Source organism: Labrenzia sp. OB1, from assembly GCF_001624695.1.
Lineage (GTDB): Bacteria > Pseudomonadota > Alphaproteobacteria > Rhizobiales > Stappiaceae > Roseibium.
Window position 1 is genome coordinate 52588 of record NZ_JSEP01000020.1, and the last position, 23350, is coordinate 75937.

Sequence of the window (23350 nt, forward strand, 5' to 3'; positions counted from 1 at the left end):
ATCAATGTCTTTGGTCCCGAAAGGTCCGGGCGGTCTCAATAGCGGAACATTTCCGTCTGGATGCGCTCGTCCCAGCCGTGATCGGCATCGAACATGATCAACCCTTCAAGCCGGGTCGATTCCTCAATCGCCACATGGATGACGTCCCGAAATTCCCTGTGGTCGGCAGAGGCGCTGACGGGCCGTTTCGCCGGATCGAGGATTTCGATGTCGACCCTGGCCAGATTCGGCAGCACAGCGCCGCGCCAGCGCCGCGGACGGAAGGCACTGATTGGCGTCAGGGCCAGGAGATTGGCCGTGACCGGCAGAATAGGGCCGTGAGCGGACAGGTTATAGGCGGTGCTTCCGGCCGGCGTGGCGACGATGCAGCCGTCACAGACCAGTTCCTCCAGTCTGACACGGCCGTCGACCGAAATTCTCAGCCTCGCTGCCTGCGATGTTTCCCGCAACAGGGAGACTTCATTGATGGCCACAGCTCTATGTGTGCCGCCGCCTTCTCCCATTGCCGTCATTTCAAGTGGGCGGATCGTGGTGATATCCGCTTTGGCAAGCCTCTCGGTCAGATCATCTTCCCGATATTCGTTCATAAGGAAGCCGACCGAACCGCGGTTCATGCCGTAGATCGGTTTGCCTTTGCTCATATGGGCATGGAGCGTCTGCAGCATCAGCCCGTCGCCTCCCAGGGCGACAATCGCATCCGCATCTTCGACAGAATGATTTCCATAGCGCTTGGACAGGTTTTCAAGTGCCGCGCTTGCTTCCTGCGTGTCACTCGCGACGAAGGCCAGCTTGTTCAGCGGGACCGTCCGGATCGGGTCTGGTTGAAACGGTGGAGCGGATAGGTTCATCGTCCAATGTATCTTTGTATCTGTCGATCTGGTGTCTGGCGAAATCATCGCCGTCCGGGAACTCGTGTTGCCGACCGATAGCACCATAGCGGGGCCATGTGCCAAGGGGCAGCGAAAAATCACACTTTCGCCGAAAGGCCGTTGCGGATCAGTTGCCCGCGTCAGCAGGCCGGGCCCGTATGGTGCCCTGTGGTTCGCGAGTTTGTTCGCAGGAAGCGTTTTTCAGCAAGGTCTGCCAGTTGAAAAACGGTACGATGGCAGACCGGTCCTCGTCGAGCCTTGCAGACATCACGCCGGCCACGCGCGGGCCGTCAGGTGTTTCGACGAGCAGGGGGCCGCCGGAGGCGCCGCTTTCGGAGGAACAATCGGTGACCCAGCTCTCTTTCGCCTGGCCCAGTATCCTGCAGGCCGGTACGACGGTCGGCAGATAGCGGCGGCTTTTCCTGTATCCGACAGAGCGAAAGCGGGTGTCTTTTGTGAGCCGGGCAGCCTGTTGCGGGGACAGGGGCGGGATGGGGTCCAGGGAGCTGGCCTCCTTCAGGATGATGATGCCGACATCGTTGCGGATATCGGCCAGTTTGACGTCTTTCGACGGTGTGAACCCTTCCGCGGTTCTGAAACAGGCAGCTTCCAGCCTGGCCGCATGGTCACTTCTCCTGACGCCGGCAATGAAAAGCAGGTCGTCAATGGGGACGGGTTTCAGAGAGTGCCTGTCATAGAAACAGTGCGCGGCCGTCAGCACGATGTCGGGAGCTATCAGCGTTCCGGTACACATGGAGGTTGTGCGATAACCGGCGACATTCACCCGGCCTATGGATGGCCACGGGGCTTCGGTGCTGTCGATCACCTGAAGCTTGGCGGCAACGGCGGGCAAAGCGCACAAGATCGCGAAACATGCCGCCAGCAGCGCAGTGGTCCGGCGCCGGATGGTAAGCTGTCGTAAGGGCTCCATGCGTTGCTTGTAGCCCATTGCCGCAGGCGTTTCATCTGTCTTGCCCATGAGCCGGTCCTGCGGCGCCGGAAAGCGATTTCATCCCCGTGGAAAGGGCGGCAGGTCACAATGCCCTGTGAACGGTTATTGGGGGGAGGCAAGCAGGAAACCGGCATAAATTTCGGGTTGGAATACAATTTGGCGAAAAACTTCTGCTGCGCTGCAGCATGATAGTTGCATAAAAAGTAGCCCTGCGCATAATGGCGGCATGATCCGCGGACTTTCCATTCTGGTCATCGACGACAACAAGATCCGGGCGTCCATCATCGAGCAGGGATTGCGCGATGCCGGGCACGACAGGGTTATTCTCGTGCACCAGATGGACGGGCTGGTACGGCAAATCGCGGAAATCAATCCGGATGTGATCGTTATCGATCTGGAAAACCCCAATCGGGACCAGCTCGAGCACATGTTCCAGGTGTCCCGAGCGGTTCGGCGGCCGATCGCGATGTTCGTAGACAAGTCGGACAGCCACTCGATCGAGGCGGCCGTCGATGCCGGCGTTTCCGCCTATGTCGTCGACGGGCTGAAGCGTGAGCGGGTCAAACCGATCCTCGACATGGCCATCAGCCGGTTCCGGGCCTTTTCCAAACTGAACGAAGAGCTTGAGGAAGCCCGCAGCGAACTCGCCGACCGTAAAACCATCGATAGGGCCAAGGGCATCCTGATGAAATCAAAAGGTCTTTCGGAGCAGGAGGCCTACGACCTTCTGCGCCGGTCGGCCATGAACCAGAGCCGCAAGATCATAGAAGTGGCCCGAAGCCTGGTTATCGCCAGCGGATTGCTGGAGGACTGAACCATGCTCATCGAAAGAAACCGTCGGGACGGAACGGCCGATCGGGAGACCGGAGGATTATGGAAAAGAGTTTAACACCCGTCATTGCCGGTTTTATTCCTCTGCTGGACAGCGCGGTTCTTGTGGCCGCGGCGGAAATGGGATTCGCGGAGCAGGAAGGTATCGCGCTGAAGCTCGTCCGGGAAACCTCCTGGGCGAATATCCGGGACCGGATCGCCGTCGGTCATTTCGATGTCGCCCATATGCTGGCGCCGATGCCAATCGCCGCGAGCCTGAACCTGACCAGTCTGGCCGTGCCGATGCTGGCGCCCATGCTGCTCGGTCTGGGGGGGAATGCCATAACGGTGTCGACCAGCCTTTGGGAAGACATGGCGGCCGCGGGCGCCGATACCGGGGGCGATCCTGGCTCGACCGGCAAGGCGCTGGCGGCAGTCATCGCGAGCCGGCGCGCAAAATCGGCACCGCTGCTGCATTTCGGCGTGGTCCATCCTTTTTCCGGGCATGCCTACGAGTTGCGCTACTGGATCGCTGCCGCTGGTCTGGATCCCGACACCGATGTGGAAATCACCGTACTTGCGCCGCAGATCATGGCGGATGCGCTCGCGACCGGCCAGCTTGACGGCTATTGTGTCGGAGAGCCGTGGAACACGGCGGCGGTGGCCGCCGGGACAGGGCGGATCGTGACCTACAAGCAGGCCATCTGGCCCGACAGTCCGGAAAAGGTCCTCGGTGTCACCCGGAAATGGGCGGAGGCAAATCCCCTGACGTTGGCAGCCCTTCTGCGCGCCTTGTCCGGGGCTGCCGACTGGTGCGCATCTACGGAAAACGTGGAAAAGCTCGCCGGACTGCTCTCGAGCGCAGACATGCTCGGTTGTCCGGCGGAGGTTTGCCTTCCGGCGCTTGAGGGCAGCATGCGCCTTGGCCGGAACACGATGAAGCAGGTACCTGACTTTCTGACATTTTCGGGGGGCGCGAAGATGGCGCCGATGCCGGCGCACGGCAAGTGGTTCCACGAGCAGATGGTGCGCTGGGGCCAGGCGGAGCGATCGGAAGAGGCCTCCGCGGCGGTGGCCGGAATTTTTTCTCCCGACATCTATCTGTCGGCCCTGGGGCTGGAAAACGTGCCCAGGGATACGCCAATTCGCATGTTCGACGGCCGGGAATTCTAGCCGCGATTGAAGCGCGACACTTCCGGTCAGATGCGCTGCGGTGCACAAAAAAAGATCAACTGCCTGCTGGTGCAGCTGTTAATTCATGCAGGCAGTGCAAGCCGGCTGGCAGGGGCCTAATGCGTAACTCATTGTAAATCATCAGAAAGATCAAAAATCATTTAATTGGCATGCTTCATGCTTTGAATGAAACGTGGCCGACGATGGCCCATCTTATAACGCGCCCGGTGCTGGGTGCTCAGGCAAAGCCGCCGCTCTGATCTGCATGATTTCCTTCCATTCATGCTGGTCAGACGGCGGTTTTTTTATTTGCGCTGGGCCCGGTCGGGCCGGCGCAGGGCAGATGAGGGAAGAGGACGAAACGATGTCAACGACAACTAAGATCACCCGCCGGGTTGCTCTCGGGGCCCTGATGGCGGCCACGGTGCTGGTGCCCGCTTCCGGTGCCTTTGCCGAGATGCTGGATGTCGAAAAGGATGAGCTGACCTTCGGTTTCATCAAGCTGACCGACATGGCGCCGCTCGCGGTTGCCTATGAACTTGGATATTTCGAGGACGAGGGGCTTTTTGTCACCCTCGAGCCGCAAGCCAACTGGAAGGTTCTGCTCGACCGGGTGATCACCGGCGAACTGGACGGGGCGCACATGCTGGCCGGCCAGCCATTGGCGGCGACCATCGGTTTCGGAACCAAGGCGCATATCGTCACGCCGTTTTCCATGGATCTCAACGGCAACGGTATCACCGTTTCCAACGAAATCTGGGAGATGATGAAGCCGCATCTGGAGATGCAGGACGACGGAAAGCCGGTGCATCCGATCAAGGCGACGGCTCTGAAGCCGGTTGTCGACAAGTTCAAGGCCGACGGCAAGCCGTTCAACATGGGCATGGTGTTCCCGGTCTCCACCCATAACTACGAGCTGCGTTACTGGCTCGCCTCCGGCAACATTCATCCAGGCTTCTATTCAGACACGGATATTTCCGGCCAGATCCAGGCGGATGCGCTTTTGTCGGTCACCCCGCCGCCACAGATGCCCTCGACGCTCGAGGCCGGCACCATCCACGGCTACTGTGTCGGCGAACCGTGGAACCAGCAGGCGGTGTTCAAGGGCATCGGCGTTCCGGTGATCACCGACTACGAGATCTGGAAGAACAACCCGGAGAAGGTCTTCGGAATGACGCAGGAGTTCACGGAGGAATATCCGAACACCACGCTCGCCGTCACCAAGGCGCTGATCCGCGCGGCCAAGTGGCTTGATGAAAACGACAACGCAAACCGTATGGAAGCTGTCGAGATCCTCTCCCGGTCCGAATATGTGGGTGCGGACGCGGAAGTTATCGCCAACTCCATGACCGGCACCTTCGAATACGAGAAGGGCGACAAGCGCGACGTTCCCGACTTCAACGTCTTCTATCGCTACTTTGCGACCTATCCCTACTACTCGGATGCGGTCTGGTATCTGACCCAGATGCGCCGCTGGGGCCAGATCGGCGAATACAAGCCCGACAGCTGGTACGACGAGGTGGCGAAGTCGGTCTACCGCCCGGATATCTATCTCCAGGCCGCCGAAATGCTGGTCGAGGACGGCCATGTCGCAAGGGAAGACTTTCCCTGGGACACCGACGGCTACCGGGTGCCCACTCCGGCCGGGGATATCATCGACGGCATCGCCTACGACGGCAAACAGCCGAATGCCTATATCGACAGCCTGCCGATCGGCCTCAAGGGCAAACAGGTCGTGACCGGCAGCGACGTCGTCGGCGGATAAGGGAGGGAAGAGGGGTGGCGGGCTACAGCCCGCCGCTCCTTGCTTTTCCATTGAGCATCAGAAATTTGAGACGAGGACCTTCATTATGGCCAATGCCGACACCGCAGGCGGTCAGGATCTTGCCCGCGCCGCACGCCGGGAAAAGCTTTTCACGCGGATCAACAAGGCTGCCGGCTGGCTGGACGCGCTTGGTCTGTCGTGGACCGTGCCGCTCCTGAAGATCGCCGCCGGCGACAGCCGCAAGGAACAGATGGGTGAACTCAAGCGGGTGCTTGTGATCCCGCTTCTGGGTATCGCCGCCTTTCTGGTCCTGTGGGGCGTTCTGGCGCCGCAGGTGCAGACGTCTCTCGGTGCCGTTCCCGGTCCGGCACAGGTCTGGGATCAGGCCGTCAATCTCTGGGACGATCATGTGCGCGAGCGCGACAAGGCGGATGCCTTTTTCGAACGCCAGGAACAGCGCAACGCCAAGCTGGTGGCCGAGGGCAAGTCCGACAAGGTCAAGTGGCGCGACTATACCGGTAAACCGACCTACATCGACCAGATCGGCACATCCCTGAAAACCGTGGGGCTCGGCTTCCTGATCGCGACGATCATCGCCGTTCCGCTCGGGATCGCATCCGGTCTGTCGCGGTCGTTCAACGGGGCGATCAATCCGCTTATCCAGATTTTCAAGCCGGTCTCGCCACTCGCATGGCTGCCGATCGTCACGATGATCATTTCCGCGACCTATGCGGATCCCTTCGACTGGCTGTCGAAATCCCTGCTGATTTCCGCCGTTACGGTGACGCTGTGCTCCATGTGGCCGACCCTGATCAACACGGCGCTGGGCGTCGCCTCCGTCGACAAGGACCTGATGAATGTCGGCCGTGTCCTGCAATTGCCGACATGGAAGACCATCACCAAGCTCGTGCTGCCTTCCTCCCTGCCGCTGATCTTCACCGGTCTGCGCCTGTCTCTGGGTGTGGGCTGGATGGTGCTGATCGCCGCGGAAATGCTGGCGCAGAACCCTGGGCTGGGAAAATTCGTCTGGGACGAATTCCAGAACGGCTCTTCGCAGTCGCTCGCAAAGATCATGGTCGCTGTGCTGACCATCGGCGTTATCGGGTTTGCGCTCGACAGGCTGATGTTCGCCCTGCAGCGCGCCTTCACCTTCTCGGCGAACCGGTAAGGAGACCGATATGGCGTTTCTGGAAATCTCCGGCATCTCCAAATCCTATGGCGAGGGCGCCAACCGGACGGATGTTCTGGAAGACATCAACCTGAAGGTGGAGGAGGGGGAATTCATTGCCATTGTCGGGTTTTCCGGCACCGGCAAGACGACACTTATCTCCCTGCTTGCCGGCCTCATCGAACCGGACACCGGCGGCATCATCTTCAAGGGAAGGGAAATCGACGGTCCGAGTCCTGACCGGGGCGTGGTTTTCCAGTCCTATTCACTCATGCCGTGGCTGTCGGTCGCGGGCAATGTGGCGTTGGCCGTCGACAGCGTCTTCAGGAAGAAAAGTTCCACCGAGCGCAAAGCCATCTGCGACAAGTACATCGAGATGGTCGGTCTGGCGCACGCCAGGGACCGCAAGCCGGCTGAGCTTTCCGGCGGCATGCGCCAGAGAGTGGCCGTCGCCCGCGCATTGGCGATGCAGCCGGAGCTTCTGCTGCTCGATGAACCGCTGTCGGCGCTCGACGCGCTGACGCGCGCCAAGCTGCAGGACGAGTTCGCGGCGATCTGCGAGCAGGAGAAAAAGACCATCGTCCTCATCACCAACGATGTTGACGAGGCCATTCTGCTGGCCGACAGAATTGTTCCGCTGAAGCCTGGAACGAGCGCAACGCTCGGTCCGGAATTCAAGGTGCCGTTCAAGCGTCCCCGGGACAGGGGAGAACTCAATCACGACGAAGATTTTATCCGCCTTCGCGCCGATGTGACCGCGTATCTGATGGAAGCCGGCGCGCTGCGCGGTGCGGATACGGAGCGAGACATCGTCCTGCCGAATATCGTTCCGATCACCCGGCGGCCGAAGGGTGGCGACAAATTGCCTGACGCCTATGAACGTGCGGCCGAAACGGCCAAACAGGATCGGTATCTGGAATTTTCCCGTCTCAAGAAGGTCTACCCGACGCCCAAGGGACCGCTGACGGTCGTCGACGGGTTTGATCTGAAAATGAAGAAGGGGGAGTTCATCACCCTGATCGGACACTCGGGCTGCGGCAAATCCACGGTTCTGTCCATGGTGGCCGGCCTCAATCCGATCACCGACGGGGCGATTGTCCTGGACGGCACCCATGTCACAGAGGCGGGCCCCGACCGGGCCGTGGTGTTTCAGGCGCCCAGCCTGATGCCGTGGCTGACGGCCTATGAGAACGTGGAGCTCGGAGTCGACAAGGTCTATCCGGACGCGAACAAGGCCGAAAAGCGGGATGTCATCGAATACTATCTTTCCAAGGTAGGCCTTGCCGATGCCATGCAAAAGGCAGCCGTCGACCTGTCTAACGGCATGAAACAGCGTGTCGGCATCGCCCGGGCCTTTGCCCTGTCGCCGAAACTGCTGCTGCTCGACGAGCCTTTCGGCATGCTGGACAGCCTGACGCGCTGGGAATTGCAGGACGTCCTGATGGATGTGTGGAAACGCACCCGGGTGACAGCGGTCTGCGTCACCCATGATGTCGATGAAGCCATCCTGCTCGCCGACCGCGTGGTGATGATGTCCAACGGCCCGAACGCACGGATTGGCAACATCATGGAAGTGGACCTGCCGCGTCCTCGCTCGCGCAGGGAACTTCTCGCCCACCCGGATTACTACGCCTACCGCGAAGAGCTCCTGGATTTTCTGGAGGCCTATGAGGGCGGCGCCGATCCGAGCGAGGACCAGCTCAAATCCATTCAGGAAAAACGCGCTGCGCGCATGGCCCGGCAGAAGGCCGCGGTCGAGGCTGCCGAATGAAGTCGAGGAGCGAGACAATGAGCAAACAGAAACTCGTCATCGTCGGCAACGGCATGGCCCCCGGGCGGATGCTCGAATATCTGTTCGACAGGAACCCGGACGCCTTTGAGGTCACCATTTTCAATGCAGAGCCGCGGGTCAACTACAACCGCCTGATGCTGTCTCCGGTTCTCTCGGGTGAAAAGACCTATGAGGACATCATCACCCACGGCGATGACTGGTACGGCGAACACGGTGTAACGCTGCACAAATCGGCCCGTGTACGCGACATCGACCGGACGGCGAAAACCGTTATCTCCGAGAATGGCGTGACCGCCACCTACGACAAGCTGGTGATCGCCACCGGGTCCGATCCTTTCATCATCCCGTTGCCGGGCAAGGATCTCGACGGGGTTCTGACCTACCGGGATCTCGATGACGTCGAAAGGATGCTGGAGGCCGCCAGGCGCGGCGGACGCGCAGTCGTTATCGGCGGTGGCCTGCTTGGACTGGAAGCGGCGGCAGGCCTGAAGATGCAGGGCATGGACGTGACCGTCCTGCACCTGATGCCGACGCTTATGGAACGCCAGCTCGATCCGGCTGCCGGCTTCCTGCTGGAGGAAGAGTTCAAGCGGCGCGGCATCGACGTGCGAACCAAGGCCAACAGCCATGAGATCGTCGGTGATGAAGCGGGCAGGGTAAAGGCCATCCGCCTGGACGACGGTTCCCAGATCGATGCGAGCATCGTTGTAATGGCGGTCGGTATCCGGCCGTCCGCGGAGCTTGCCAGGACGGTTGGCCTAAACGTCAATCGCGGCGTTCTTGTCGGCGACGACATGCGCACCAGCGACGAGGACATCTTCGCGCTGGGCGAATGCGTCGAGCACCGGAGCATGTGCTACGGGCTGGTCGCGCCGCTCTACGAAATGGCGGGCGTCATCGCGGAGAACCTGCTTGAGGGGAGCGCGGAATATACCGGGTCCGCCACTGCGACCAAACTCAAGGTTACCGGCGTAGATCTCTATTCGGCGGGCGATTTCGTTGAAGGAAAGGACCGGGAGGAGATCGTCCTCAGGGATGCCTCGGCGGGTGTCTACAAGCGGCTTGTTCTCAGGGACAACGTGATCGTCGGTGCCGTGCTTTACGGTGAAACGTCCGACGGTCCATGGTTCTTCGACCTGATCAAGAAAAAGACGGATGTCTCCGAAATGCGGGAGACGCTTATCTTCGGACAGGCGTATCAGGGGGGCGCCCCCCTGGACCCTACGGTGGCCGTTGCAGCCTTGCCGGATGATGCGGAAATCTGCGGCTGCAACGGCATATGCAAGGGACAGATCGTTTCCGCCATCGCGGAAAAGGGCCTGACCAACCTTGATGGTGTCAGGGCGCACACCAAGGCGTCCGCCTCCTGCGGCACCTGCACGGGGCTTGTCGAGCAGCTTCTGCAGGTCACGCTCGGCGAAGCTTATAATCCCGCGGCTGTCACGCCGATGTGCGGCTGCACGCATCTGGGCCATAACGACGTCCGCCGGCTGATCAAATCCAATGAGCTGAAGACCATTCCCGCCGTCATGCAGGAACTGGAATGGACCTCGTCGGGTGGCTGCGCCAAGTGCCGGCCGGCGCTCAATTATTATCTCGTTTCCGACTGGCCGGACGAATACGCGGATGACTATCAGTCCCGCTTCATCAACGAACGCGTGCACGCCAACATCCAGAAGGACGGCACCTATTCCGTTGTTCCGCGCATGTGGGGCGGCATGACGTCCTCCAAGGAACTCAGGGCCATCGCCGACGTCGTCGACAAGTTCAACATACCGGCGGTCAAATGCACGGGTGGCCAGCGGATCGACATGCTGGGGATCAAGAAAGAGGATCTCCCTGCTGTCTGGGCGGATCTCGGCAAGGCCGGTTTCGTCTCCGGTCAGGCTTATGCCAAGGGCCTCAGAACGGTCAAAACCTGTGTCGGGACAGACTGGTGCCGCTTCGGCACCCAGGATTCCACCGGTCTCGGTATCAAGATCGAAAAGTTCATGTGGGGCTCCTGGACGCCGGCCAAACTCAAACTGGCGGTCTCCGGCTGTCCGCGCAACTGCGCGGAAGCGACCTGCAAGGATATCGGCATCATCTGTGTCGACAGCGGTTTCGAGATCCACTTCGCCGGTGCCGCCGGTCTCGACATCAAGGGCACGGAAGTGCTGGGCCAGGTAAAGACCGAGGAAGAGGCGCTGGAGCACGTCGTGGCTCTTGCCCAGATGTACCGCGAACAGGGTCATTACCTTGAACGGATCTACAAGTGGGCCAAACGCATCGGCTACGACGAGATCCGCCGCCAGATCATGGACGATGCGGGCAAGCGCACGGCCTATTTCGACCGGTTCGTCCACTCCCAGAAATTTGCCCAGATTGACCCGTGGTCGGAGCGGGTTTCCGGCAAGGACAAGCATGAGTTCAATCCGATGGCCGTACTTTCCCAGGAGGCTGCAGAATGAACGCCGAAATTCGCAACTGGATTCAGGTCGGGTCCCTGGAAGACATTCCCCGGCAGGGCGCGCGCTGTGTGAAGGCCAGGGGGATGACCGTCGCGGTGTTCCGAACCGCCAAGGACGATGTTTTCGCTCTGGAAGACAAGTGCCCGCACAACAACGGGCCGCTCAGTCAGGGGATCGTGCATGACGGCTGTGTGACTTGCCCGCTGCACAACTGGGTGATTTCCCTGGAAACGGGGGCCGCGCAGGGTGCTGACGAAGGACGGACTCTGGCCTTCCCGGTCCGGCTGGAGGACAGCCGGATCTATATCGATCTTTCCCATTCGCACGAAGCTGTCTGACCGGACGGCCAACCGGGAAAGGAACGACCATGTCCTGTGTAAATCCCAGGGAATTTGCTCACAAGACGATCGACGCGGGAGAATCCAGGATCTGGGAACAGGCCGTCCCGACCGATCCGTGCATCTACCGTCTTGCTGAGATCGATGGAGTCTGCGGGCCGACAGTCAAGGCGCCGATCCACGAGAACTTCGGGGACGGCATCATGTCGGCCGTCGATTTCGACATGTCGGTGACCCGGGCAGGGAACCCGAAGGGGGACCAGGTGAAGCTAGAAATATCCGGCAAATATCTTGCCTGTAGCGCCTGGTAAGGCTGAACCGGGGAGGGATGGCATGACAGATAACAACAAGACCACCCGGACCACTTGTCCCTATTGCGGTGTCGGCTGTGGCGTGCTCGCCACCCGGCGCGAGGACGGGACAGTTAGCGTTGCAGGTGATCCTCATCACCCGGCCAATTTCGGCCGGCTTTGTTCCAAGGGCTCGGCGCTGGGAGAAACCCTCTCGCTCGACGACCGGCTGCTCTATCCGGAAGTTGCCGGAAGGCGCAGCGACTGGGACACGGCACTGCACCTTGTCGCCGGAAAGTTCACCGAGGCGATCCGCGATCATGGTCCCGACAGCGTCGCGTTCTACGTGTCGGGGCAGATCCTGACCGAAGACTATTACATCGCCAACAAGCTGATGAAAGGGTTCATCGGCTCGGCCAATATCGATACCAACTCCCGGCTTTGCATGGCCTCGTCCGTTGCCGGACACAGGCGCGCCTTCGGCACCGATACGGTGCCGGGAACCTACGAGGATCTGGAACTGGCCGATCTGGTGGTTCTGGTCGGTTCCAACCTGGCCTGGTGCCATCCGGTTCTCTTCCAGCGGCTCGAAGCCGCCAAGGCATCAAATCCTGCGTTGCGGGTCGTGGTCATCGATCCGCGCCGGACGGCGACCTGCGCCATCGCCGATCTGCATCTTGCGCTCAAGCCGGACACGGATGTTGCCCTGTTTAACGGTCTGCTGAGTTTTCTCGCTGAGTCGGATGCCACTAACAAACTTTATATCAATAGCTTCACGAAAGGTTTTCATAAAACACTTGAGCTTGCCGGATCTTGCGAAATTGGCGCCATCGCCGAGGCAACAGGTCTGGAGCGGCGGGATATCGCCCTGTTCTACAAGATGGTCGCGCGGACGGAAAAGACGGTGACCGTCTACAGCCAGGGCGTCAACCAGTCGGTGACCGGAACGGACAAGGTCAACGCCATCATCAACACCCATCTGGCGACGGGACGGATTGGCAAACCGGGAATGGGGCCGTTTTCGGTCACCGGTCAGCCGAACGCCATGGGCGGCCGCGAAGTCGGCGGTCTCGCCAATATGCTTGCCGGCCACATGGAATTGGACAATCCCCATCATCGCCGGCTCGTGAAGGACTTCTGGCAAAGCCCGGTGGTCGCGGAAAAGCCTGGGCTCAAGGCCGTCGATCTTTTCAAGGCGGTCGGGGCGGGCAAAATCAAGGCGTTGTGGATCATGGCGACCAGCCCGGTGGACAGCTTGCCCGATGCCGACAGCGTCGCCGATGCACTGAGAGACTGCCCGTTCGTGGTGGTCTCGGAAGTGACCCGGAACGCCGATACGGTGCCTTTCGCCGATGTCCTGCTGCCGGCTGCGGCCTGGGGGGAGAAGGACGGCACGGTGACCAATTCCGAGCGCCGGATTTCGCGGCAGAAGGCGTTTCTGGATCTGCCGGGCGAAGCTCGCCCGGACTGGTGGCAGATGAGCGAAGTGGCGCGGAAAATGGGGTTCGGCGAGGCATTTTCCCATGACAGCGCGGCCAGTATTTTCCGCGAACATGCAGCGCTGTCCGATCACCGTAATGGCGGTAGCCGGGATTTCGACATCGGTGCCTACAAGGATGTCTCCGATACGCATTACGACAGCCTGTTGCCTTTCCAGTGGCCGCAGTCAGCGGGGACCTCTGCAGCGGATACACGGTTTTTCGCCAATGGCGGTTTCTTTACCGAAGGACGGAAGGGTCGTTTCGTTCCGGTCGTGTTTCAGGCGCCCCGCAAGCGGGAACGGGCATACCCGTTTATCCTGAACACCGGCCGCATTCGTGACCAGTGGCACACGATGACCCGCACCGCCAAGACCGGCCGGTTGATGTCCCACATCGCCGAACCGTTCGCTGAAATTCATCCCGACGACGCCGACAGGCTCGGGATCGCCGCCGCGGATCTTGTCGAGGTGAAAAGCCCGCAAGGCTCTGTCCTTGTGCGGGCGCTGGTCACGTCACGGGTACGTTGCGGCGAAGTCTATGTGCCGATGCACTGGACCGACCAGTTCGCCTCGCGTGCCCGGATCGACGCGGTGGTCGCGCCCGAAACCGATCCGCATTCCGGTCAGCCGGGATCGAAATTCACACCGGTCGCCGTCTCCAGAATGCCGATGATCTGGTTCGGATTCGCGGTTCTGAAAGAACGCCCGGCGGAGATCAGGTCTGACTACTGGGCGATCGCGCCGATTGAGGGTGGATACCGGCTGGAGTTCGCGGGCCGGAACAGGGTGGATTTTCAGGCTGTCTCGGCTTCGCTTGGATCCTTCGGCGAGGACCGGATCTGCATCGAGGATGCGGCGGCGGGCCTGAGCCGGCAGGCCTACTGGAATGACGGTCTCCTGCAAGCGGCATTCTTCTTTTCAGCAGGGCCGGTCGAGGTCTCGCGGCAGTGGGCCTGCGGGCTGCTTGCCGCCGCGCCGGATCGCAAGGACTTGCGCTCGCAGATCCTCGCCGGGCGTGCGCCGGCGGACCGGCCGGATTGCGGGGCGATTGTCTGTTCCTGCTTTCAGGTTGGCTGCAACCAGATCACTGAAGCTGCCCGATGCGGCGCTGATAGCGTCATGGCCATCGGCGAAACTCTGCAGGCCGGAACCAATTGCGGCTCCTGCCGCTCGGAAATCCAGACGCTTCTCGACGACATCGCAAAGGAAAACGTCAATGACACCGACATCGCGCAAGCCGGTTGAGGTTAAAAGCCGACGCCGTCCGGCGCATGTCGGCGCGCTGGCCAGTCTGCCCCTGTTCTTCCCGCTCCAGGGCCGCAAGGTCGTGCTTGCGGGGGGGACGGAAGCGGCTGCCTGGAAAGCCGAGCTTCTGGCCGCAGCGGGTGCCGAGGTTCATGTCTATGCCGTGGACCTGGAGCCTTCTTTCTCCGCTCTGCTGGTGTCAGGCAGCCCGGCTGGCCGGTTGCTGCATCACGCAAGGCCGTGGACACCAGCGAGTTTTCGCGGAGCGGCGCTCGCGATCGCCGACGCGCAGAGTGACGACGAAGCCGAGGCGTTCGTTCATGCCGCGCGGCACTCGGGTGTGCCGGTCAACGTGATCGACAATCCTCCTTTTTGCGACTTCCAGTTCGGCTCCATCGTCAACCGGTCACCGGTGGTGATCGGCATCTCGACCAACGGGGTCGCGCCGATCCTGGGGCAGGCGATCAGAAGACGCATCGAGACGTTGCTGCCGCAATCCTTGCAGAGCTGGGCCGGACTTGCGGGCAGAGTGCGGGGCAGGGCGCTTTCCTTGCTGAGCGCGGGCCCGGAACGGCGTCGCTTCTGGGAGCGTTTCTCGGACCTTGCCTTTTCGGGTCAGGATGCGCCCGAGGAGAGTGCAGAGCTGGAGGCCTCGCTTCTTGGCGAAGCAAGGGCGAGCGATGTGGGTCGTGTGACGCTGGTCGGGGCGGGGCCCGGCGATGCGGAATATCTGACGCTGAAGGCGGTCAGGGCACTGCAGGCGGCCGATGTGATCCTGTTTGACGATCTGGTGGACGATGCGGTTCTTGAGCTGGCTCGCCGGGAAGCCAAGCGGCTTCTGGTCGGCAAACGCGGCGGACGGGAAAGCTGCCGCCAGGAAGATATCAACGCCATGATGGTGCGTCTTGCGCGCCAGGGCAAACATGTGGTGCGGCTGAAATCCGGCGATCCGATGGTCTTTGGGCGGGGCGGTGAAGAGCTTGACCGGCTGGCCGGTGAAGGCATTGCCGTCAGCGTGGTCCCGGGCATCACGGCGGCCTCCGCCATGGCGGCGCGTCTCGGGATATCCCTGACGCACAGGGATCACGCCCAGTCCGTCCGGTTCGTCACCGGCCACGGCCGCCATGGCGACCTGCCGGACACGGCCGACTGGCACGGTCTGACCGACCCTGCAACGACGACCGTATTCTACATGGGCGCGCGTATGGCGGGAAAGATCAGCGCGAAACTGATTTCAGAAGGCATGTCAGCGGACATGCCCGTGGTCGCGGTTGCCGCTGTCTCGCGGCAGCGCGAACGCAAGTGGTTCGGCACTCTGGTCGAGCTTGCAGCCGGTGTTGACGGGTTGGGGCTGGAAGATCCGGTTCTTATCGGCGTGGGAAGTGTCTTTCGGGAGAATTCGTCCCGAAAGGAGGCCGGATCGCCTGAAATCGTGAGAGAAGAAGCCTGCCGGACGCAAGTCGCTGTCAGCTTGTAATCGCGCAATGCAGCAAGGGCTTGGCAAATCAACAGGAATTTGGTTTGTTGAGCTGACGCCTTATCGATTGGCCCTGTTTGAATGAACCGCTCCGAACAAATCTGTTCCGCGTTGAGATCCGCTATTCTCGAACGCGCCCTGATGCCCGGCATGAAACTGCCGGAAGACTCGCTGGGCGAGCGTTTCGGCGCCAGCCGGACAATCGTGCGCCAGGCGCTGGAGCGGCTGGCGGCGGAAGGGCTCGTGGAACTCAGACGGAACCGTGGTGCTGTGGTCGCAACCCCGAGCCTGGAGGAAGCCCGCGATCTCTTCGACCTGCGCTCCCAGATCGAGGACCTTGTGGTCAGCCGGCTGATCGCGAACCTCTCCGAAAGAAAACTGGAGGCGCTGAAGGCGCATCTGGACAAGGAAATCGCTGCCGAGAACGGCCCGGAGCCAGTGTCCATCCGTCTTGCCACGGAATTTCATATCCTGATGGCGCAATTGACCGAAAGCCCTGTTCTGATCCGCTACGTGGAAGACGTCGGCTATCGCTGCGGTTTGACGCTGGCGCTCTATTCGCGGCCCCATTCCACGGATTGCGGCATTCAGGAGCATCGCGAGATCATCGAGGCTCTTTCCAGGGGCGATGCAACGCGGGCGCGCGAACTGATGCGCCATCATCTGGGAGCGGTTGCCGACCGCGCTCTTATCAAGGCGGAAGGAGAAGGCCAGACCTTCTATCTCGATGCGCTTGAGCCCTATGTAAGAGCCGTGCGCGGTAACGACTGAAATAGGGTCAGGCGTCGATGCCCTTGCGCGTCAGGATCCGTTCCGCGCTGTCGTTCCAGACATCCATTTTGGTGATCTTGCCGCCCCGCACCTCGAACCGGTCCACATACCGGTTGCCCTTGAAAGAAGTCCCGTCAGGCCATTCTCCGTAGAGCGTGCCCACGGAGTAAACGACCACATCGTCCGCGCCAGTGGCGACATCGAACCGGTCCATCTTTTTCTTCACCCACTTGTAGCGTCCGGCGTTGAATCCCGTCGGCCCCGAAGGATGGTCGAATATTCGGCCGCCGGTAAAGGTGATGACCACGTCCTCGGCCATGAAGGTCGCGGCAAGATCCGGATCGGGCTTCATGGAGGCATCGAGAAAATTCCGGACGATCCGGGCTTCGGCCGGAAGGGTGTCTGTGTCGTCTTGTTCGGGCATCGACTTTGTCCTTGGCGGAGGGGGAGTAGGGTGATCATAAGGGACACCGGAGAATTTGCATGCGAATTTTGTATGCAAATATTGCATGCAATTTGTGCGATGACTTGGAGTCTGGGTGGGTGATTTATGGTCCTTTTCTGTCAAATTATTGAAAAATATAAATTTTTAATTTCTGGCACAGCACTTGCGGGAGAAGCTTCGTTCGGACGTGTCGTCCGGAAGACCAGAGGAGTCTCATATGAAATCCACACGCATTTTTCCGAAGGTGACACGCCGCGTTCTGATGTCGGGTGTCGTTGGCCTTGCGGTCCTGACGGGGCTTCCAGCCTTTGCAGAAGACACGATCAAGATCGGTCTTGTCGCCGCGTTGAGCGGCCAGTCGGCCAAGTCCGGTCAGGCGATCACCCGGGGGCTCACGATTGCCATCGACGAAATCAATGAAAAGGGTGGCGTTCTGGGCAAGCCGCTCGAACTTGTCAGCCGCGACGACGAAAGCAATCCCGGCAAGGGACTTGTCGCCGCCCGTGAACTCGTGCAGCGCGAAGGCGTGGCCGCACTGATCGGCGGTCTCGATACGCCGGTGTCCTTCGCGATCGTTCCTTTCGCCAACCAGTCGAAGGTGCCGTTCGTCGGCCCCTGGGCCGCCGGAACCGGCATCACCAAGAACGGTGCCGAGGAAAACTATATTTTCCGCGTTTCCGCCGTCGATGAATATGTCGACGAAGCCATCACCGAATATCTCATCTCGAACTACGGCTCCAAGAAGCCGGGCATGATCCTCATCAACAATCCCTGGGGTGAATCCAACGAGAAGGGCCTTCTCAAGGCGCTGGAAAAGCGCGGCATGGAGCATGCCGGTATCGAAAAATTCGAATCCAACGACGTTGATGTCGTGCCGCAGCTGACAAGGCTCAAGGAAAACGGCGCCGACGGCCTCTTCGTGGTGGCCAATGTCGCGCCGACCGCGCAGGTGGTCAAATCCCTCGACCGGATGGGCTGGGAAGTCCCCATGGCCTCGCATTGGGGACCGTCCGGTGGCCGCTTCACCGAACTGGCAGGCAAGAGTGGTGAAAAACTGCACTTCATTCAGACCTACCTGTTCAGCGAAGGGGACCCGAAGGGGGAAGCGATGTTCGCCAAGCTTCAGGAAGCCTTTCCGGAAATCGAGACCATGGCCGACGTGACACCCGCGACGGGGATCGCGAATGCATATGACGCCATGCTGCTTCTCGCGGCGGCAATCGACAAGGCCGGATCCACGGACGGACCGGCGATCCGCCAGGCGATGTACGACATCGAAAACATCGAGGGATTGATCAAGACCTATACCGATCCTTTCTCACCTGAGGATCAGGACGCGATTGCGCCGGAGGACTACGTCTTCGCGCATTTCGTCGAAGGTGAAATCGTTCCAATCAAGAAGTGATGCCGGCGCCTCCCGCAGAGATCTGCGGGAGGCGCCCTTTCTCCAGGGGCACGGTTCCCCTTACCAATTCCCAGGAAACGCCCATGACCCTCTTGATTGCCGCACTTGTGACCGGCATCGGCCTTGGAAGCATGTATGGCCTGATCGCCCTCGGCTTCCAGATCACCTATTCCGTTTCGTCCACGGTCAACTTCGCCCAGGGCAGCGTGGTCATGCTCGGAGCCGTTCTCGGTTACGTCTTTACCGAGCGTCTGCAGATCAACTGGTTACTTGCCTATCCGCTGGCGATCCTGTGCTGCGGTCTCTTCGGCATTCTGGTGGAAATGCTTCTGGTGCGGCCTTTCGTGGAGCGCAAGTCGGAAGCGTGGCTGATGGCCACTGTCGCCGGAGGCATTTTTCTGGACAATGCCGTCCTTTTTTCCTTCGGTAACGAACCCCGCTCGCTGTCGTCGCCACTGGTGCAGTCGGCATGGCAATTCGCCGGAACGGGCGTCTACCCGCAGCAACTGCTGATCCCGCTGGCGTCGGTTGGCGTTGCGCTGGCGCTGCATTTTCTTTTCCGCAAAACCCTGCAGGGCAGGGCGCTGCTCGCCGTGGTCCAGAACACCCATGCGGCCCGCCTCATGGGCATCAACACGACGCTGATGGTATCCGGCTCTTTTGCTATTTCCGCCATGCTTGCAGGCTGCGCGGGATTGCTGATCGCACCGCTTTTTTCCGTCCATTCGGACATGGGAACCCTGTTCGGTCTGAAGGCCTTCGCGGTCGCGATCCTCGGCGGCATGACCTCCGCATCGGGCGTCATGCTGGCGGGTTTCATCTTCGGCGTCACGGAAGCCCTGGTGACCGCCTATCTCGGGTCGTCATCCACCTACGTTGTTGTTTTCGGCCTCGTCATCCTGGCGTTGACCTTGAAGCCGGACGGGCTTTTCGGGCGTCCCGCGGTCCAGAAAGTCTGAGGTTCCATGATGCGAATTACCAACCAGCGTGCTTACCTGGACGGATTTCTGCTTGTCCTGACGGTCGCGGGGTGCGGAGCGGCCCTCGTGAGCGGTGGCTACATCCAATTCGTGATCGGTCTTGTCGCGCTGACCACGATCCTGGGTGTCGGATTGAATGTTCTTTACGGGCTTACCGGTCTCGTTTCGCTGGGACAGGTCGGCTTTTTCGCGATCGGGGCTTACGGGGTCGGCATCCTGACCCTGTGGGGTATGAGCTTTTGGCTGGCCCTGCCTGTAGCGGCCCTGATTGCCGGTGCTGTCGGCGTCCTTCTTGCAATTCCCGCCGTCCGGATGGCCGGGCCGTTCCTGGCGATGGTGACGATTGCCTTCGCCTTTATTGTCGAGCACGGGGCTGTCGAGTTGCGCACGCTGACCGGCGGACAGAACGGCTTGATGGGATTTCCCATGCCTGAACTGGCCGGATTTGTTTTTTCCGAGCGTGAACTCGTGCTCCTTGCCATCGTGCTTGCCGGTCTGTCGCTCTACTTGTTCAGGCGTCTTGCCGACAGCGGCTGGGGCATGGCCATGACAGGGATCAGGGACGCGGAGCTTGCCGCATCTTCCCTCGGTTACCGGCCCTTCGTCGTCAAGGCGGCTGCGTTCGCCATCGCCGCCGCAATGGCCGGCCTTGCCGGCGGTCTTTTCACGCCGCTGATGATGTTCATCGCACCGAGCAATTTTCCTTTCTCCCAGTCGATCCTGTTCCTGTTCGCCATTCTGATCGGCGGTGCCGGGACGGTGCTGGGTCCGCTTGCGGGCGCGCTGGTCACGGTTCTTTTGCCTGAATTTCTGTCCGGTCTTGCCGAATACCGCCTGCTCGTCTTCGGCGGTCTGCTGGTCGGCGTGCTGCTGATTGCTCCGCGCGGCCTCGTCGGGACGCTCGCCGCGTTTCTTCCCGGAGCGGCACGGGAAACATCTGCGCTTTCGGCCGATGAAATCGGAACGTTTTTGAAGGTGGCTGGTTCGCCCGGGCCCCTGAAGATCAGAAATCTCGGGATTTCCTTCGGCGGTGTGCGGGCGGTCGACGGGGTCCATCTTGATATCCTGCCTGGGGAAGTGACGTCCCTGATTGGCCCCAACGGAGCAGGCAAGACGACTGTTCTCAACATGGTCAGCGGGTTTTACCGCCCAAACGAGGGGGAAATCCTGCTGGGCGAGCGCAACCTTGCAGGGGCTCCGGCCCATGCGGTCGCCAGAAACGGTATCGCGCGCACCTACCAGACGACGAAACTCTTCGAGAATCTGTCGGTGGAGGAAAACGTGGTATCGGGCCTGCCGCGTGGCGCGCCGGGCAACCCGTGGTCGGATATCCGTTCAAAGGAGAATCTTGCTCTTGCTGCCGGGCTGCTGCGCTTTTGCGGCTATCGCGGGGCGCTGGAAAAGCGCGCCGGGGATCTGCCTCACGTGGACAGGCGTCTGGTGGAAATCGCCAGGGCACTTGCGACGAAGCCGGTTTTTCTGCTTCTGGACGAACCGGCCGCCGGGCTGATGCATGCCGACAAGGAGGCGCTCGCCGGGCTGTTGCGCCGGATCGCCGATTTGGGTATCGCGGTCGTGCTGGTGGAACATGACATGAGCCTTGTGATGGGGATTTCCGACCGCATTCAGGCCGTCGATGCAGGCAAACCGATCGCCTATGGCAGACCTGAGGAAATCCGGGCAGACGCGGCGGTGATCGCCGCTTATCTCGGCGACGGCGGCACCGCGTCGTTCAAACGCGAGCAGCCGTTGAAAACCGCGGAGACTCCTGTGGTATCAACGCTTGCCCTGACCGCAGGTTATGGCGCGGCGCCTGTCCTGAAGGATGTCTCCCTGAAGGTGCGGCAAGGCGAGATGGTGGCGCTGCTGGGGGCAAACGGTGCCGGCAAGTCCACCTTCCTGTGCGCTCTTTCCGGCCTGCATCGGCCTGTATCGGGTACGATCATCCTGAACGACGAACAGGTGCAGACGCTGCAGCCGCACGAGCTTGTCGGCAGGGGGCTTGTCCTTGTTCCCGAAGGCCGCCAGGTTTTTCCCGAACTCACCGTCCTGGAAAACATCGAGCTCGGAGCCTACAACCGGCGCTCCGATATGTCGCGCAGCGAAATGACCGCGCATCTGGACCGGTTTCCCCGCCTGAAGGACCGGCTGTCGAGCCGTGCAGGACTGCTTTCAGGTGGGGAACAGCAGATGATGGCCATCGCGCGCGGGCTCATGGCACGGCCGAAAGTGCTGTTGCTGGACGAGCCTTCGCTTGGTCTTGCCCCGGCAATGATCGACGAACTCTATGCCATTCTCGGTGAATTGCGGGACGCCGGCATCACGATCCTCCTCGTCGACCAGGTGGCGACCAAGGCGCTGGCGGTTGCCGACTATGCCTATGTGCTGGAACAGGGACGCATCGTCTTTGAAGGCAAGGCTGCCGACCTTGCCTCCGACCCCCGTTTGACCTCGGCCTATCTGGGGGGCGGGGAAGCCGCAGCTACCTCGGAGGCACAGGCGTGAGTGCACTCGTCATCCGCAACGTCCGCATCGGCAACAGGGCGCAAACCGTTGACATTGCCGTCGAGGGTGGACGCATCAGTGATATCGGATCGGACCTTGGCAGCGGAGCGGCAACTCTCGAAGGCAACGGGGCGATGCTTATCCCCGGCTTCGTGGAAAGCCACCTTCATCTCGACAAGGCGTGCATACTGGATAAATGCCACAATGAAACCGGTACCCTGGAAGGAGCGATCGCCTCGGTCGGTGAAGCCAAGAAATCCTTTACGCAGACGGATATCCGCGCCCGCGGCAGGAAAGTCCTCGAAAAGGCCATCGTGCAGGGAACCAATGCGATCCGGACTCATGTGGAGATCGATCCGGGCATCGGGCTCATGGGCCTTGAGGCGGTGTCCCAGCTCAAGCGGGATTTTGCCTGGGCCCTGGATCTTCAGATCTGCGTCTTTCCGCAGGAAGGGCTCACCAACAACCCGGGCACGGAGGAATTGCTTGAGGAAGCTCTGGCGAACGGGGCGGACCTTTTAGGCGGCTGCCCCTATACCGACAGCGACCCGAACGCCCAGATCGCCACCCTGTTCGAGATGGCCAGACGGTTCGACGTCGATCTCGATTTCCATCTGGACTTCGATCTGGACCCGAAGTGGCGTCATCTTGACGAGATTGCCCGGCAAACCGTGGCGCACGGTTGGCAGGGACGCGTGGCCGTCGGGCATGTGACCAAACTGTCGGCGATGCCCGGACCTCAGCTCATGGAGGTCGTGGCTCTCCTGAAAGACGCGGGCATTGCCCTGACGGTTCTGCCTTCCACCGACCTGTTCCTGATGGGCAGGGACGGCGATCACCTTGTACCGCGCGGTGTCGCACCGGCGCATGTCTTTCACCAACACGGCGTCTGCTCCACGGTGGCGACGAATAATGTTCTCAATCCCTTCACTCCTTATGGAGACTGTTCGCTTTCCCGCATGGCTAACCTTTATGCCAATATTCACCAGCTCGGCACGGAACCGGAACTGGAGGCCTGCTTCGACATGGTCACCTCGGCTCCGGGACGCCTGATCAACCACGCACGCAGCATTGAGTTGGGGGAGGAGGCGACTTTCGTTGCTCTGCCGGCCGACAGCGGGATGCAGGTCGTGTCGGAAATCGTCCGTCCGCTCTGGGGGATGAAAAACGGGCGGATGACCTTCGAGCACGCCCCAGCCCGGATTTTCACACCAGGACCACCAGACGGCACATAGAGCGGGGCCAAGGCGTTACGCATCGATGCAAAAGAACACAAGGCGCGCTATCGCTTTAAGATCGATCAACTTTTCTGCTTTCATGCGGTTCCAAATGGACACAGGTTGATCTAGGGTTTTGCCAGTCAGTGAAACGATTCCTTCGGCAGTTCATGCCGATTGTATTTTTATTTTGTACAGCGCCGCCGTGTCTCTTCACG

Annotated in this window: 17 protein-coding genes and 1 pseudogene; 15 read left to right on the forward strand and 3 right to left on the reverse strand. The window is 60.8% G+C overall.

Annotation, left to right across the window (positions count from 1 at the left end; genetic code table 11):
- Nucleotides 1-35: 35 nt before the first annotated feature.
- Nucleotides 36-848, reverse strand: coding sequence for an NAD kinase (locus OA90_RS21810; RefSeq protein WP_199823806.1), 813 nt, complete (start codon nt 846-848; stop codon nt 36-38).
- Nucleotides 849-996: 148 nt separating this feature from the next.
- Entirely contained in the window at nt 997-1848 is an 852-nt protein-coding gene (locus OA90_RS21815) for a trypsin-like serine protease (RefSeq protein WP_068417495.1), read from the reverse strand.
- Between the two features lie 199 nt (nt 1849-2047).
- Here OA90_RS21815 and OA90_RS21820 point away from each other — a divergent pair, with 199 nt between their 5' ends.
- From OA90_RS21820 to OA90_RS21870, 11 genes and pseudogenes are all read left to right on the forward strand, one after another.
- The gene (locus OA90_RS21820; protein ID WP_068417501.1) at nt 2048-2635 is read left to right on the forward strand and encodes an ANTAR domain-containing protein; all 588 of its coding nucleotides are present in this window, start codon (nt 2048-2050) and stop codon (nt 2633-2635) included.
- Between the two features lie 59 nt (nt 2636-2694).
- Nucleotides 2695-3804, forward strand: coding sequence for a CmpA/NrtA family ABC transporter substrate-binding protein (locus OA90_RS21825; RefSeq protein WP_068417503.1), 1110 nt, complete (start codon nt 2695-2697; stop codon nt 3802-3804).
- Between the two features lie 364 nt (nt 3805-4168).
- Nucleotides 4169-5569, forward strand: a complete 1401-nt coding sequence (locus OA90_RS21830; RefSeq protein WP_068417607.1) for a CmpA/NrtA family ABC transporter substrate-binding protein — start codon at nt 4169-4171, stop codon at nt 5567-5569.
- A gap of 85 nt (nt 5570-5654) precedes the next feature.
- Nucleotides 5655-6737, forward strand: coding sequence for an ABC transporter permease (locus tag OA90_RS21835; protein WP_068417505.1), 1083 nt, complete (start codon nt 5655-5657; stop codon nt 6735-6737).
- Nucleotides 6738-6747: 10 nt separating this feature from the next.
- Nucleotides 6748-8508: a nitrate ABC transporter ATP-binding protein gene (locus tag OA90_RS21840; protein WP_068417508.1), complete on the forward strand. Its 1761-nt coding sequence runs from the start codon at nt 6748-6750 to the stop codon at nt 8506-8508.
- Nucleotides 8509-8525: 17 nt separating this feature from the next.
- On the forward strand, nt 8526-10979 hold the full coding sequence (gene nirB, locus OA90_RS21845; protein ID WP_068417511.1) for a nitrite reductase large subunit NirB: 2454 nt from the start codon (nt 8526-8528) through the stop codon (nt 10977-10979).
- Nucleotides 10976-11317 (forward strand): nitrite reductase small subunit NirD, encoded by a 342-nt coding sequence (gene nirD, locus OA90_RS21850; RefSeq protein WP_068417514.1) that lies wholly within the window; start codon nt 10976-10978, stop codon nt 11315-11317. Before nirB ends, nirD begins: the two co-directional genes overlap by 4 nt.
- 107 nt (nt 11318-11424) lie before the next feature.
- Nucleotides 11425-11628: pseudogene (locus tag OA90_RS21855) on the forward strand (cyanate hydratase); the annotation flags it as partial.
- A 22-nt stretch (nt 11629-11650) separates the two neighbouring features.
- Entirely contained in the window at nt 11651-14332 is a 2682-nt protein-coding gene (locus tag OA90_RS21860; RefSeq protein ID WP_068417517.1) for a nitrate reductase, read from the forward strand.
- A complete protein-coding gene (cysG, locus tag OA90_RS21865; protein WP_082837203.1) occupies nt 14304-15809 on the forward strand; it encodes a siroheme synthase CysG in 1506 nt (501 codons plus the stop codon). The genes OA90_RS21860 and cysG overlap by 29 nt, the downstream gene beginning before the upstream one ends.
- Before the next feature lie 81 nt (nt 15810-15890).
- Entirely contained in the window at nt 15891-16580 is a 690-nt protein-coding gene (locus OA90_RS21870) for a GntR family transcriptional regulator (RefSeq protein WP_068417522.1), read from the forward strand.
- Between the two features lie 7 nt (nt 16581-16587).
- On the opposite strand, the gene OA90_RS21875 is transcribed toward OA90_RS21870, so the two are convergent.
- Entirely contained in the window at nt 16588-17004 is a 417-nt protein-coding gene (locus OA90_RS21875) for a nuclear transport factor 2 family protein (RefSeq protein WP_068417524.1), read from the reverse strand.
- A gap of 238 nt (nt 17005-17242) precedes the next feature.
- On the opposite strand from OA90_RS21875, the gene OA90_RS21880 reads away from it, so the two are divergent.
- The 4 genes from OA90_RS21880 to OA90_RS21895 all read left to right on the forward strand — a co-directional run bounded on the left by OA90_RS21880 (nt 17243) and on the right by OA90_RS21895 (nt 23150).
- The gene (locus tag OA90_RS21880; protein ID WP_068417526.1) at nt 17243-18430 is read left to right on the forward strand and encodes an ABC transporter substrate-binding protein; all 1188 of its coding nucleotides are present in this window, start codon (nt 17243-17245) and stop codon (nt 18428-18430) included.
- Nucleotides 18431-18513: 83 nt separating this feature from the next.
- Complete coding sequence (locus tag OA90_RS21885; protein ID WP_068417527.1) at nt 18514-19389, forward strand: branched-chain amino acid ABC transporter permease; 876 nt, start codon at nt 18514-18516, stop codon at nt 19387-19389.
- Nucleotides 19390-19395: 6 nt separating this feature from the next.
- Nucleotides 19396-21915, forward strand: coding sequence for a branched-chain amino acid ABC transporter ATP-binding protein/permease (locus OA90_RS21890; RefSeq protein ID WP_068417529.1), 2520 nt, complete (start codon nt 19396-19398; stop codon nt 21913-21915).
- Nucleotides 21912-23150, forward strand: coding sequence for an amidohydrolase family protein (locus OA90_RS21895; RefSeq protein WP_068417530.1), 1239 nt, complete (start codon nt 21912-21914; stop codon nt 23148-23150). The genes OA90_RS21890 and OA90_RS21895 overlap by 4 nt, the downstream gene beginning before the upstream one ends.
- The last annotated feature ends 200 nt before the right edge of the window (nt 23151-23350 follow it).